General features: G+C 44.3%; 10 protein-coding genes. 6 read left to right on the top strand and 4 right to left on the bottom strand.

What is annotated here, in order from left to right:
• Position 1 precedes the first annotated feature (1 nt).
• Positions 2–610 carry a TetR/AcrR family transcriptional regulator gene (locus tag AAFN85_RS01385; RefSeq protein WP_347525161.1) on the bottom strand — a complete coding sequence of 203 codons (609 nt, stop codon included), beginning with the start codon at positions 608–610 and terminating at the stop codon, positions 2–4.
• A 247-nt stretch (positions 611–857) separates the two neighbouring features.
• Entirely contained in the window at positions 858–2,405 is a 1,548-nt protein-coding gene (locus tag AAFN85_RS01380; protein WP_347525160.1) for a DHA2 family efflux MFS transporter permease subunit, read from the bottom strand.
• A gap of 226 nt (positions 2,406–2,631) precedes the next feature.
• On the opposite strand from AAFN85_RS01380, the gene AAFN85_RS01375 reads away from it, so the two are divergent.
• Both AAFN85_RS01375 and AAFN85_RS01370 read left to right on the top strand, forming a co-directional pair.
• Positions 2,632–3,078 (top strand): DUF1569 domain-containing protein, encoded by a 447-nt coding sequence (locus tag AAFN85_RS01375; RefSeq protein WP_347525159.1) that lies wholly within the window; start codon positions 2,632–2,634, stop codon positions 3,076–3,078.
• A 284-nt stretch (positions 3,079–3,362) separates the two neighbouring features.
• The gene (locus tag AAFN85_RS01370; protein ID WP_347525158.1) at positions 3,363–4,403 is read left to right on the top strand and encodes a hypothetical protein; all 1,041 of its coding nucleotides are present in this window, start codon (positions 3,363–3,365) and stop codon (positions 4,401–4,403) included.
• Between the two features lie 77 nt (positions 4,404–4,480).
• On the opposite strand, the gene AAFN85_RS01365 is transcribed toward AAFN85_RS01370, so the two are convergent.
• Positions 4,481–5,209 (bottom strand): hypothetical protein, encoded by a 729-nt coding sequence (locus AAFN85_RS01365; protein ID WP_347525157.1) that lies wholly within the window; start codon positions 5,207–5,209, stop codon positions 4,481–4,483.
• A 471-nt stretch (positions 5,210–5,680) separates the two neighbouring features.
• On the opposite strand from AAFN85_RS01365, the gene AAFN85_RS01360 reads away from it, so the two are divergent.
• From AAFN85_RS01360 to AAFN85_RS01345, 4 genes are all read left to right on the top strand, one after another.
• Complete coding sequence (locus AAFN85_RS01360) at positions 5,681–8,674, top strand: TonB-dependent receptor (protein ID WP_347525156.1); 2,994 nt, start codon at positions 5,681–5,683, stop codon at positions 8,672–8,674.
• 24 nt (positions 8,675–8,698) lie between these two features.
• The gene (locus AAFN85_RS01355; protein ID WP_347525155.1) at positions 8,699–10,327 is read left to right on the top strand and encodes a RagB/SusD family nutrient uptake outer membrane protein; all 1,629 of its coding nucleotides are present in this window, start codon (positions 8,699–8,701) and stop codon (positions 10,325–10,327) included.
• Between the two features lie 78 nt (positions 10,328–10,405).
• Positions 10,406–11,482: a phosphatidylinositol-specific phospholipase C1-like protein gene (locus AAFN85_RS01350; protein WP_347525154.1), complete on the top strand. Its 1,077-nt coding sequence runs from the start codon at positions 10,406–10,408 to the stop codon at positions 11,480–11,482.
• A 129-nt stretch (positions 11,483–11,611) separates the two neighbouring features.
• Positions 11,612–12,391: a DUF4261 domain-containing protein gene (locus AAFN85_RS01345; RefSeq protein ID WP_347525153.1), complete on the top strand. Its 780-nt coding sequence runs from the start codon at positions 11,612–11,614 to the stop codon at positions 12,389–12,391.
• Here the strand turns inward: AAFN85_RS01345 and AAFN85_RS01340 are convergent.
• Positions 12,373–13,653 (bottom strand): cation:proton antiporter, encoded by a 1,281-nt coding sequence (locus tag AAFN85_RS01340; protein WP_347525152.1) that lies wholly within the window; start codon positions 13,651–13,653, stop codon positions 12,373–12,375. The two genes, AAFN85_RS01345 and AAFN85_RS01340, sit on opposite strands and share 19 nt — an antisense overlap.
• Between the last annotated feature and the right edge of the window lie 22 nt (positions 13,654–13,675).

Genomic DNA, 13,675 nt, shown 5'->3' with positions numbered 1-13,675 from the left:
TTTACTCCCCAATAATCTGTTTCATCCAAACCGGGATCAGCCTCTTTCGCTCCTGCATCATACTAAAAAACTCCTCGCTGCTAAAATAACCTTCTCGCAGCAAATGCGGACGACTCAGTAACGGGAACATAATCATGCCGAAAATATTCCAGAGCAGGTGCACGGGCTTATAATCAATTTTGCCTTCGGTTTGCAAGGCTTTTAGTTGCTGTGCGAAATGCGAATTGACGAGTATTTTCAGGGTGCCAATCATGGGTAACTTAGTTTGACCGCCCATTACTTCGCTCACCATAAAAAACACAAAATCGGGATTTTGCACTACCTGGTCTATGTAGTAACCAACGCAAATCTCAATTTTTTCATGTACCGATGTAGCCTGGTCATTAAGTACAGGCTCTATTTTATCAAACAGCTTTTTAATGGCTTCGTCCATAATAAAAGCAAACAGGTTTTCCTTACTGCGGAAGTAGTAATTAACCGAGGCCACATTAATTTGGGCTTCGGCGGCAATATCCCTGATGGTAGTAGCCAGGAAACCTTTTTTGGTAAAGATCATCCTGCCTGCTTCCTTTATTTTTTCCTCTGTTGATATTTCGGTGTTTGGCGGCATAGTTGGCGTTTATGTTGTAAAGCTAACCATTGACCGATAAATAAGTCGGGATAAATTTATCACCAAAAAATATGTCATTTCGACGAACTTGGGTGGGCATTGTGGGTGGAGTGAGGAGAAATCTTCTACAGCATGCTTTTACACCGCTTTGCATGGAGTAGAAGATTTCTCTTTCGCCCCAACCCTTTTGCCTCCCCCGCTCTTTCGAAATGACAATTTTCGTTACACAGAACTACGATTACTTGCTTTAATGCGCATCCGTCACAACCTTTTGCCCTTTTACAAACGGTGCCAGGAACACCATCGGGATAGCGCAAAGCATCACGATACCTACCACCCAATAAGCATCGTTATAACTTAAAAGCGCGCTTTGTTTTTGTACGGTACCTTCTATAGCGCCATAAGCCATACGGGTGGCATCGCTAATGGATTTGCCTTTGGCCATAAAGGCATGTACATAATTGTTAAAGCGCTCGGTAAAGTATGAGTTATATGGATTGATGTTAACCAGCAGGTTATTGCGGTGTGTGGCCTGGCGGATATGGATCAGGGTATTTAAGCCAGCTATGCCGAACGAGCCACCCAACTGCCTCATCATGTTATTTAAACCTGTACCCTGGCCAACCTCGGCTCCTTTTAGCCCGCCGATGGCCAATGTGGTTAGCGGCACAAATAACAACGACAAGCCAATACCCCTAATAGCCAGCGGCCAAAAGAAATCGCCGGTACCTGAAGCCAGCGACGAGCCGCTGAGCATCCATGAAAACACAAAGAACAATACCATACCCCCGGCTGCCATAAACTGCGCGGGAATGCCCTTATTAAGCATAATACCCACAAAAGGCATCATCACAATGGTAAACATCCCACCCGGAAACAGGATCTCGCCGGTTTGCTGCGCGGTAAAGCCTAACAAGCCCTGGCAAAATACCGGGAATACAAACGTTGATCCATACAAGCCTACCCCCAAAATAAACGAGGTAACCATCCCTGCCGAAAAACTTCGGTGGCGCATAATTTTAAAATTCACTATCGGGTGATCGGTACTTGTTTCTCTCCATATAAATAACAGCAGGCCTAAAACCGCCATCACTGTTAATACGATGATGTAATTGGTGGCAAACCAGTCTTCATCCTCACCTTTTTCCAAAATAGTTTGCAGGCTGCCTACGGCTATGGCCAGCAGGACTATCCCCCACCAGTCTATCGGTTTGCCTTTGCCATCACTTGGCGTAGCTTTAACAAACATATAAGTACACATGGCCGCTATACAGCCTACGGGGATGTTTACATAAAAGATCCAGCGCCAAGCGGCATGGTCGGTAATGTAACCGCCGATAGTTGGGCCAATGGTTGGGCCAACTATAGCGCCTAAACCAAATAAGGCAGTGGCGGTACCAACCTGGTTTGGAGGCCAGGTTTCCAAAAGAATAGCCTGGGCTGTTGAGATCAAGCCGCCACCCGCAAGCCCCTGCAATATCCTGAACAATACCAGTTCGGATAAGCTTTGCGCGTTGCCGCATAAAAATGAGGCGATGGTAAATACGATAATGGAGGTAAGAAAATAATTTTTACGCCCGAAGAAACTGCCCAGCCAGCCCGACATGGGCAGTATGATCACGTTGGCCACACTATATCCGGTTACTACCCAGGCGGCATCGGTAATGGTGGCCCCCAAATTCCCCTGAATCTGGGGGATGGATACGTTTACTATAGTGGTATCTATCAGTTCGAGCAGTGATGCTGTTATTACGGTAATGGTGATGATCCATTTTTTAAATCCAGTTTCAGCCATTTGATTAATTTTTAAAAGAAGTTGTTGAGTTTTTGACGTAACAAAATTAATCAATCGTTTGATTAAAACATTTGTTTAAAACACGTGATTGTTTTGTTTACACAACGTTGACTTTAGGTTTTTTAATTGAATGACGGGCATTTGGCATAATTGCCCCTCACAATCGGCATAATAAACACCTCAATCGGGTATTTAAACCCGGTAGCTTTATAGCATAATCCTAAACATGAAAACAGTATTTGATAAAGTCGTACGGGATGATCTCATTGCCCGCATCAATTCATTAAACGAGAACAACACCCCGCAATGGGGTAAAATGAACGTTTACCAGATGCTGAAACATTGCACCCTGGCCGAAGAGATGTACTTGGGCAAAGTCCACTATAAGCGTACCCTTCTGGGCAGGATATTTGGAAAAATGGCTTTAAAAGGCTTGCTAAAAGATGAAACGCCAATGAGCCACAACGCGCCTACAAGTTCGCACTTCATAGTAACCGAACCGGGTGGCGATGTACCCGCGCAAAAACAACAATGGGCGGGGTTAATTGAGGAGTACAGCAATTTTTCGCAACCCGAAATTGAGCATTGGTTTTTCGGCCGGATGAGTAAAGAGCAGATCGGCCTTTTTGTTTATAAACATACCGATCATCATTTGAGGCAGTTTGGGGTTTAACTGAGTAGGTTGAGACAAAAAACGCAATGTCATTTCGAACAAACGGGGAGGGCTGTGCGATAGGGTGAGGAGAAATCTTCTACGCCCTGCTTTTTCGCCTTGCCCCTTGCAGAAGATTTCTCTTTCGCGCACCCGCACTTCCCCTCCCACCGCTCTATCGAAATGACATTTTTTTATTTAAAGATGATTTTCTTATCATAACCCTACTCTAAATAAAAATCAAAACGCCTGTAACGTATTTGGGCAAAGTGCTGTCATATCCATAAAGCAAAACTAAACCCATTATGAAAAATTACATTTTACTCCTGCTGCTTGCCGGGCAAACCGTGGTAGCTGCAGCACAGGATAAAGATAGCCGTGCGTTATATCTCAATAAATCATTAGCCAATGATGCTATTAACAGCGTTTTGGTAAATACATCGGGCGGCAGCATTGTTGTGAGCGGTAAAGCCGGTGAGGCCCCACGCGTTGAGGTATATATTAAAGGCAACAATGGCAGCATCCTATCAAAAGAAGAGATCCAAAAACGCCTTGATAAAGATTATACCCTTGATGTATCGGTTAGCGGTCACCAGGTAAGGGCTATTGCCAAAAGCAAACGCCAGGGCTTTTTTAACTGGCGCAGCACATTAAACATCGCTTTCAGGATCTATGTGCCGGAGCAATGCTCAACCGATTTGCAAACCAGTGGTGGCGGTATCGGCATTGATAACTTAAAAGGTAACCAAAAATTCAGCACCAGCGGTGGTGGTTTACAGATAGACAGGCTTTACGGTACCGTTCGCGGCAACACCTCGGGCGGTGGCATTCACGTATCCAACTCGGGCAATGATATTTCGCTCGAAACAAGTGGAGGCGGCATCGAAGCAAAAAATTGTACAGGCAAGATCAAACTGGAAACTAGCGGGGGCGGCATCACCCTCGAAAACCTGAAAGGCACCATCAATGCCGAAACCAGTGGTGGCGGTGTTGACGGCAACAACATTGATGGCGAACTGATCACCACCACATCGGGCGGTAGCATCAGCCTTAAACGCATGGCAGGCAGCATCAGCGCATCTACCAGCGGTGGCGGTTTATACGCGCAAGTACTTAAAGTTGGCAAATATTTAAAATTTGAATCGAGCGCCGGTAACGTGGATCTTGAATTACCACAAAACCAGGGCTATGATCTTGATCTGCGCGGCGATGGCGTATCTCCATCATCATTGGCCAAATTTAGCGGCAGCTGGGAAAAAGAACGCGTGCATGGCAGCTACAACGGCGGCGGCATCCCGGTTAAAGCCGAATCATCGGGCGGTAGCGTTAACCTGCGATTGAAATAACTCTACATATAATATTAAAAAGCACATAGCCCGGTAGATGTTTCTCCGGGCTATGTGCTTTTTAATATCTGTTCAGCTTATTTAACAACATTTTTAGCGTTATAATCATTAATAGCAGCTATTATCGCTTCTGCTTCTTCTTTCCTAAACGCTTGCTTTTTAGCCATGGCTATCATCCTTCCGGCCAGGCCCCTTTTTACTATTGGCTGATTTCCGTAACCGCCGCTTTTATATTTTTCCCACACTTCGGGCGTATCTCCGAAATATTTTTGCAGGTCTACATCAAAGGCGTTTTGCAATTTACTGTCATTATCCTTTTGGATCAGTATTTTGTAGCCTTGCCTAAGGTCTTCTTTTTCCTGCTCCTCTTTTCGTTTAAACTCTTCTTCTGTTCCTATATAACCTTCTGTGTCGGGCGGGTATTGATAAAAACGGTGCGCAACAATCCGGCCTGTGCATAACCGTTCCATCATATGGTCATTAGTCCCCAGGCTTTTTAGCTGAAGGTTTTCCATATCTACGTAATGTAGTTTATCAAATTTGCGACCTACAACTTCGTAGTATTTAAGGTCGTCGGCTTTTAGGCGTTTTGCGCCTACATTGGGATTTTTAGCTACATCGGCCGAATCTTTTATTCTGATAAAACGCTGGTTAAACCAAGGCTCATTATCAAAAAACCTGATCATACCGCTTATACGTGTACCATCATTTAATATGGCATAGCCGGGTTGGTAATTGTACTGTGCTTTGCAGATAGAAAAACTGCTGAGAATAATAAATAATAAAAGGTTGTAGGCTTTTTTCATTGTTATTAGGTTTATAAATAATTGGTAAAACTACTAATTATAGATCATTTAGTACTTACAATATTATTTAATAACGTCAGCTTAACAACTGTTAATTGCAGTTTATATTTAAAGGATTGGGAATAATCCCACACGGTTTAACAATATTGATAATGTTTCTACCAATTATAAACCAGCCAAAGTTTATCAGTTAATTTAATGATTGTTTGATACATCCTTTTTACAAAGAATCAAACTTTAACAACCGATAATCTTTCATTAACAGAGCTTTCCTGTTTATCCGAGACAACTCCCTGAAAAACAAGCGCAAACAGCCAAATCAAATAAACCAACACTCTTTTTAATTAATAGATAAGTTAACTCGCAATTTATTTACTGATAATAAAACAACCGTTGCTTTGCGGCAATTATCGCCCGCCTATTCTCAATTTGGGCTTCTTTTTAAAAAGGGTTTATCATTAACTAAAAACTATGGAAAAACACTACAGATCTATTTTCGGGCCATTGCACAGATCGGGTAAATCGATTTGTCTTTTTATGCTGATGCTGCTGGCCTCATCAATCGCGTTTGCGCAGCAACGCGTAGTTAAAGGTACTGTTACCGACGAAAGCAACCTGCCCCTACCCGGCGTAGTGGTAACGGTGCAAAGCTCAGGTAAAGCAACCTCAACCAATGCCAACGGCGGTTACCAGGTAACGGTAAGCGGTGCCGGTGATGTGCTCAAATTCACCTTTGTAGGTTCGGTGACCAAACAGGTTACCATTGCCGAAAAAAATGTGGTTAACGTAACCATGGTTACCGATACCAAACAACTGAAAGATGTGGTAGTTATTGGCTACGGTACCGCAAGCCGTAAAGACGTAACCGGCGCTATCACCTCGGTAAAAGCCGAAGAGTTTAACAATGGTGTGTTAACCACTCCTGCCGAGTTATTGCAGGGCAAAGTTGCCGGTTTAAACATCACCAAAAGCGGCGACCCCAACAAACCACCAGCAGCTATTTTAAGGGGACCATCAACCCTGCGCGATGGTGCCGCTATCCAGCCGTTTTATGTAATTGACGGTGTACCCGGCGCATCTATCGATCTGTTGGCCCCTGCCGATATCGAGAGCATCGACGTATTGAAAGACGCCTCATCTACTGCTATCTATGGTTCACGTGCGGCCAACGGTGTAATCATCGTTACTACCAAACGTGCCAAAGCCGGCCAAACCCGTTTAACCTACAGCGCTTATGCCGCTGTTGAAAACGTTTCAAAAAACATCGATGTATTAACCGGCGATGAACTGCGTAAATATTTAACCGATAACGGCGTTGCCAAATTAAGCGCCGCCGATGACGACGGTTCAAATACCAACTGGCAAAAACTGGCCGAGCGTACAGGTTACTCTCAAAACCACAACCTTTCGTACGCTGGTGCAAGTAACAATGCTGAGTATGGCGCAAGTGTAAACTACATGAAAAACAATGGTATCCTCAGAAACACAAGTTTGGAACGTACCATTTACAAAGGCTATATCAACCAGCGCTTTTTTAATGATCGCTTAAAATTGGGGATCACCCTTACCAACAGCGCCACCAAAAACAACGATATTTTCCAGGCGCAGGTATTACCAGGGATCTTATTTTACCTGCCAACCGTTGGCCCATACAATGCCGATGGTACCTATAAAGAAAACTACAGCCGTACCGGTAGCGGTCCGCTAAACCCACTGTCGTTGATCAATAATAACTTCACCAAAACCGAGAATAACAAAACGTTGATCAATGGTTTTGCATCGTTAGATATATTGAAAGGGTTAAAATTCACCGTATCGGGATCAACCCAAAAAGAACAAAACAACGTTAACACTTACTCAACCAGCCAGTCGGGTATTTATGTTAACGCGGGTGGTGTAGCAGTGCGCAGCGCTTATACTAACACCAGCAACGTTTTGGAGGCCTATTTTAACTATGACCGCAACTTCGGCCAGCACTCGTTGAAATTATTGGGCGGTTACTCGTATCAGCAAGACCGCACCGGCGATGGTTTCGGTGTACAAACACAAGGTTTCTCGAACGACTATCTGACTTACAACTTCCTGGCGCTATCTAACCCAACACAGTTATCGCAAATCGTTTTTAATCCGGCGTATATCTCAACCTTGAGGTTGATCTCATTTTATGGCCGTGCGCAGTACCAATTTGCTGATAAATACTTATTGCAAGCTTCTTTAAGGGAAGATGGTTCGTCGGCTTTCGGTCTTAACCACCGCCATGGTTACTTCCCTGCTGCTTCTGCCGGTTGGAAAATCATTAACGAAGATTTTATGAAAGCCGTTCCAGCTATCAGTGATCTGAAATTAAGGGCAGGTTACGGTGTATCTGGTAACAGTTTAGGTTTTGATGCCTTTACCGCGCAATTAATTTACGGCGTGCCTCCGGGTGGTGGTAAATTCTTGAGCAATGGTAACATCGTAAACCCAATTGGCCCTGTGCGTAACCCTAACCCCGATCTGAAATGGGAAAGTACCGCTACTACCAACATCGGTTTGGATTTCGGTTTGTTTAACAATCGTTTAACCGGTTCGGTTGATTATTACATCAAGAAAACTTCCGACTTGATCACCACCCTGCAGGTATCAACCACCCAGTATTTTTACCAGTATTTAACAGCAAACGTTGGTAAGATGAAAAATACCGGTATTGAGGTTGTGATCAATGCCGTACCGGTAAAGTCACAGGCTTTCACATGGCGTACTTCATTCAACGTTACGCATAACAAAAACATGGTTGAAAGCCTATCATCAGGCAACCTGGCACTTCCTTACATCCAAACTGCCCAGTTAGGCGGTAAAGGCCAATCTGGTAACTACAGTCAGATCATCCAGCCGGGTTATGCTTTGGGTACTTTTGATTTATGGCACTATACCGGCAAAAATGCAAACGGTGTAAGTACTTTCCAAAAAGCTGATGGATCTATCGTAGCCAGCCAACCGCTTACTACTGATCAGTTTATCAAGTACGATGCGCAGCCAAAACTGATTTATGGTTGGACCAACAGCTTCTTCTACAAAAGCTTCGATCTGAACTTCCTGGTACGTGGTGTTTATGGCAACAAGATCCTGAACGGAACACTTGCTTCGCTTAACAACCCTGCTGATGCCAAGCTGCAAAATATCCCAAGGTTTACCTTAGGCGAATCGTTTAAAGATATCAACGCCTACCTGATCTCGGATCGTTTCCTCGAAAGTGGTTCGTACCTGCGTATGGATAACGCTACTTTGGGTTATACCATTAAACCTCATATCCAGGCTATTAAAAGCCTGCGCTTTTATGCATCGGGCAACAACATTTTCATCATCACCAAATACCGTGGTGTTGATCCCGAAGTTAACATGGGCGGCCTGACCCCGGGTATCGATAACAAAGATTTTTATCCTAAAACGCGCACGTTCAGCTTAGGTTTAACCGCATCATTCTAAACAAACACCAGAAGAAGACAAGAGATGAAAAAGATATTTTTAGCATGTGCCGCTGTAGCTACCATAATAGGCACTTATTCATGTACCAAATTGGATGTACCTGTCGAGTCGCAGTACGTACAATCAAACTTCCCATCAACCGATGCGGATTATACCGCCCTGTTAGGTTCTATTTACGCTAACCTGTCGTCGAGCTACGCGGTACCTTACTGGCGTATGCAGGATATGTCGACCGATGAGGCTATCCTACCGGCCCGCGATGGTAACTTTGACGATGGCGGCCAATATCGCCAGCTACACTACCACACCTGGACCTTTGACCATACCAACGTAATTGGCGTATGGCAATGGGGTTTTGGCGGTATCAACAGCTGTAACCGCATCATGAGCGTGATTAACAACTCATCATCATCGGCAGCAAAAAAAGCATCGTCAATTGCCGAGGTTAGGGCCATGCGCGCGCTGTACATGTATTTTATGATGGACCTGTATGGCAACGTACCAATCATTACCGATTTCCCGGTAACTACGCAACCTGCCACCCAGCCACGTGCCAAGGTGTATGAGTTTATTGAAAGCGAGCTTAAAGCGGTATTGCCGTTATTGCCTGCAAAAAGCAGCAACGCGGCAACCAACACAGCACAATATGGCCGCCCAACTAAAGGCATGGTATTCGCGTTATTGGCTAAAATGTACCTGAACTCGGGTGTTTACACCGGTAAAACCCGCTACCAGGAAACCGTTACCATGTGCGATAGTGTACAGGCTAACACCAACTACTTTTTAGATGCCCGCTACCGCGATATATTTTTGCCAACTAACGGTCCGCAGGTTAACGAAACCATTTTTGCCGTTCCTTATGATCAGCAAATTCCGGGCAACCAGTTTACCCGTTTTGGTTTCTTTTACTACCTGGTACAGGCTTATGGTTTTAACGTGGGCTTGAGTATTGCAATGAGCACTACGCCTGAATTTTACAACCGTTTCAATATTCCGGGCGATGACCGTACAAAAACATGGCTTGCCGGTCCGCAGTATTATCCTGATGGTAACGGTGGCTTTACTAATCAACCCGTTTATTACCCTGCAGGTACTGCAACTGTTCCGCCTAATACACAGATCAACCTCATCCCTACCCTCACCCTTACCGGTACAAAACCAATGGATTTGGGTAATGATGTGTTGACATCACAATCGGAAGGGGTACGTTCAATCAAATACTACCCGGATGTGAATATTATCCAGGCTACCCGCTTAAACAGTAACGACGTGCCGGTATTCCGTTTGGCAGATATTTACCTAATGAAGGCTGAGGCTATCCTACGTGGAGCAGCACCTACTACTATCAACGGCGATGCTCAAACACCACTTAGCTTAGTGAACAAACTTCGCACCCGTGCACACGCGCAGGCTGCAGGTTCAATTGATTTGGATGGTTTATTAGATGAGCGCGCCCGCGAGCTATCATGGGAAGCATGGCGTCGTAACGATTTGATCCGTTTTGGTTTATTCGAGAAAGAATATCCACTACCGGTTATGGGCGGCAAAACCGATGATCTGAAAATGAACACCGATCCAACCCGCAGGATCTACCCAATCCCATCAACCGAATTGAAAACCAACCCTAACCTGAAACAAAACCCAGGTTATTAATAATAACTTTTTACATGAAGCGCAAAAGGCCTACCTTTTGCGCTTTGTTTTGTTAAACCAAAATACAATCTACCAAAAATGAAACTTACTATCGCATTACTTGCCGGTCTCGCCCTTTCAGCGTCGACTTTAACCGGCAATCCCGGCGACCAAAAAATGAACCATTTCCAGGTTATCGGTTCGCACAACAGCTACAAACAGGCTATCAACCCCAAACTGTTCAAGTTTTTGCAACAACGCGATTCGGTTGGGATGAGCAAAATTGATTACGAGCACATCAGCCTGAGCGATCAGCTTAATTTAGGTTTGAACGCTTTAGAAATTGATGTTTATGCCGATAGCAAAGGTGGCAAATATGCACATCCTAAAGGCTTGGATTGGGTACCCGGTCAGCCTCCTTTTGATACTAAAGGCGTGATGAAAGAGCCCGGCTTTAAAGTATTCCATATTGAGGATATTGATTTCCGCAGTAATTGCGCCACTTTTAAACTTTGCCTGCAGGAACTAAAAAAATGGAGCGATGAGCACCCGGACCATAACCCGATCTATATCACCATGAACGCCAAGGATGAACCTGCCGATAAACCAGGCTTCACTGTTCCCGAAAAATTCACGGCCAAAACCTTTGCCAATTTGGATAAAGAAATATTGGATAACCTGGGTAAAAAATATTTAATTACTCCCGATGACGTTCGCGGCAGCTACAAAACCCTCGAAGCAGCTGTGTTGCACAACAACTGGCCAACCCTTAACGCCGCCAAAGGTAAATTCATTTTTATTTTGGATGAGAAAGGTGAAAAGCGTGCTACTTACATTGCCCGTCACCCATCGTTAAAAGGCCGAGTGTTATTTGCCGATGCAGAGCCCGGCACACCCGAAGCCGCCATTCACATCATGAACGATGCTAAAAAGGATCTGCCACTGATCCAGAAACTGGTTAAGAAAGGCTACATTATCCGCACCCGTGCCGATTCGGACACCCAGGAAGCGCGTGATAATGATAAAAGCTCATTTATAGCCGCCCAGAAATCAGGGGCGCAAATTATCAGTACCGATTATTATAAAAAGAGCACCCATTTTAAATCTGACTATGTGATCAGTTTTGATGGAGGGGTTTATTTTAAGGCTGATCCGTTGTTTGGGTCTGAGAAGTAAACCTATCTACATAAATTTCCAAAACAAAAACAGGTCTTGCTTTCTGCAAGACCTGTTTTTGTTTTTACTTCCTTCAAGTTCCGGAACTGGCTATGCCCACTTGCATTCATTTACGCTATATTAGCTATCATGAATTTTCTTAAAAAGCTGTCCAAAAAACCTAAACCATCTCAAGATCCGCGTATAAGCCTGGCAATGGTTATGCTTCCCGAACCCGGATCTTTTTCGCTACAGAGATTTATAACCGATATCAGTAAAAACCACACAATAAGCGAAGCCGATGGCGATGACGCCGCAGCCGCATTTAAGTTTGATGACGACCAGTTTTATATCGCAACCATGCCCGGGCCAATTCCTCATGAAGATATAGAAAACACAGCCCAATACGCATATAACTGGCCAACCGCAGTTCAGGATCTTGAAAGGCATCATGCCCATATTATTGTCGCCCTGTCTTCAACAAACAATAATTTTATTAAACATTTCAAGCTAATTACCCATGTGGTTAGCAGCATCCTCAAAACCACAGATGCCATAGGCGTTTACATTGGTGATCAATCGTTGTTGATTCCTAAAAACGATTATTTAGTAGAAGCCGCAGCTATGGACGATTCGCTTTTACCACTGAATCTCTGGATATATATTGGCCTCAGAACTATCGATGATCAACACAGCGGTTATACCTATGGACTCAAAGCTTTTGGACTTAATGAAATAGAAGTAATCGATTCGTCCGCACCACTAACACGTATCCGCGAATTATTGTACAACGTATCTCACTATGTAATATCGAACAACATCAAGCTCAATGCCGGAGAAACCGTTGGCGGTTCGGAAGATGAAAAGATCGAGGTCGGTTTTTCGAAAGCTGTTTTTGTAGAGGGAGATAGTTATAAGCTTACTTTTTGATCGTTACGAACACTTTGCTGATCATCTTCAACTAAAACTGATCCACTTTCTTGAATCGGCTTAACCAGCTCTTTCCCCGCGCGTTCAGTAGCAAATGAAGCCACTACGCAGGTTACGAGGATGAGGATAATAGTACCATTCAAAATATTATCATCAATAATTTGCGCCTTAAAACCCACCAGTATAATGGCCAGCGTAGCGGCAGCATGTGCGCTGCTTAACCCGAAAATAAGCGTACGCTGCGTTGATGAATATTTAAATATTTTTTGGGTAGATAACGCGGCCAGCCACTTACCTAACAATGCACCCAGCGTAAGGCTCACGGCCACAATAGTAGCCTGCGGACCGCGGGTAAGTACCGTCAGATCAACCAGCATCCCCACGCTGATGAGGAAAAACGGGATAAAAATGGCATTACCCACAAAATCTATCCTCTGCATTAAAGCCTGCGATTGTTGTACCGCTTTGTTTAGCGCCAACCCGGCCACAAAGGCCCCGATAATAGGCTCAACCCCGGCCAGTTGCGAAAGGAAAGCCGACAGGAACACGATGAAAAGCACAAATACATAAGGCAATGTTTTATTATCCTGGTAACGCTTAAAAAACCAACGCGCTAATGGAGGGATCAGCACAAACATAATGAAGGCGAATATGGAAAGCGAGATCATCAGTTGCAGCCAGAAGCTAAAACCCAGTCCGCCATCTTTCGCCCCCATAATTACGGGTAATAAGATAAGTACGGCGGTATCGGTGAGAATGGTGCCACCCACGCTAATGGCCACAGCTTCGTTTTTGGATATGCCGTATTTACTTACAATTGGATAGGCTACTAAAGTATGGGTTGCAAACATGCTGGCTGTTAATGCCGATGTAATAAGCGGATAACCCAATAAGTAGTAACAAATTGGAAAGCCAATGAGGATGGGAATGCAAAAAGTAAAAAGGCCGAAGATGAGGCTACGGTGCTTTTTCTGCTTAAACTCGTTCAGATCCAATTCTACACCCGCTATGAACATGATATATAGCAAACCGATGGTAGAGAACAGATCAACCGCCGAGTTTTTCTTAAGCAGGTTCAACCCGTTAGGCCCAATTGCTATCCCTGCCAAAATAAAACCTACAATGCCCGGAAACCTGAACTTACCCATAATGATAGGCGCAAGCAAAATGATGAGCAGGATGAGCGAGAAAACAAGTACCGGATTAGTAAAAGGCAGATTAAATTGCTGCGTTAACCGGCCAAGGATATCGGCGTTGTGCATGGCGCAAATTTAGCACATAATG

It is taken from the genome of Mucilaginibacter sp. CAU 1740, assembly GCF_039839285.1.
In the GTDB taxonomy this organism is placed as follows: Bacteria; Bacteroidota; Bacteroidia; order Sphingobacteriales; family Sphingobacteriaceae; genus Mucilaginibacter.
This window is presented reverse-complemented; position numbering and strand designations above follow the sequence as displayed.

Coding starts and splice junctions, on each gene's coding strand:
- AAFN85_RS01385 (WP_347525161.1), bottom strand. CDS start 610: ATGCCGCCAAACACCGAAATATCAACAGAGGAAAAAATAAAGGAAGCA.
- AAFN85_RS01380 (WP_347525160.1), bottom strand. CDS start 2,405: ATGGCTGAAACTGGATTTAAAAAATGGATCATCACCATTACCGTAATA.
- AAFN85_RS01375 (WP_347525159.1), top strand. CDS start 2,632: ATGAAAACAGTATTTGATAAAGTCGTACGGGATGATCTCATTGCCCGC.
- AAFN85_RS01370 (WP_347525158.1), top strand. CDS start 3,363: ATGAAAAATTACATTTTACTCCTGCTGCTTGCCGGGCAAACCGTGGTA.
- AAFN85_RS01365 (WP_347525157.1), bottom strand. CDS start 5,209: ATGAAAAAAGCCTACAACCTTTTATTATTTATTATTCTCAGCAGTTTT.
- AAFN85_RS01360 (WP_347525156.1), top strand. CDS start 5,681: ATGGAAAAACACTACAGATCTATTTTCGGGCCATTGCACAGATCGGGT.
- AAFN85_RS01355 (WP_347525155.1), top strand. CDS start 8,699: ATGAAAAAGATATTTTTAGCATGTGCCGCTGTAGCTACCATAATAGGC.
- AAFN85_RS01350 (WP_347525154.1), top strand. CDS start 10,406: ATGAAACTTACTATCGCATTACTTGCCGGTCTCGCCCTTTCAGCGTCG.
- AAFN85_RS01345 (WP_347525153.1), top strand. CDS start 11,612: ATGAATTTTCTTAAAAAGCTGTCCAAAAAACCTAAACCATCTCAAGAT.
- AAFN85_RS01340 (WP_347525152.1), bottom strand. CDS start 13,653: ATGCACAACGCCGATATCCTTGGCCGGTTAACGCAGCAATTTAATCTG.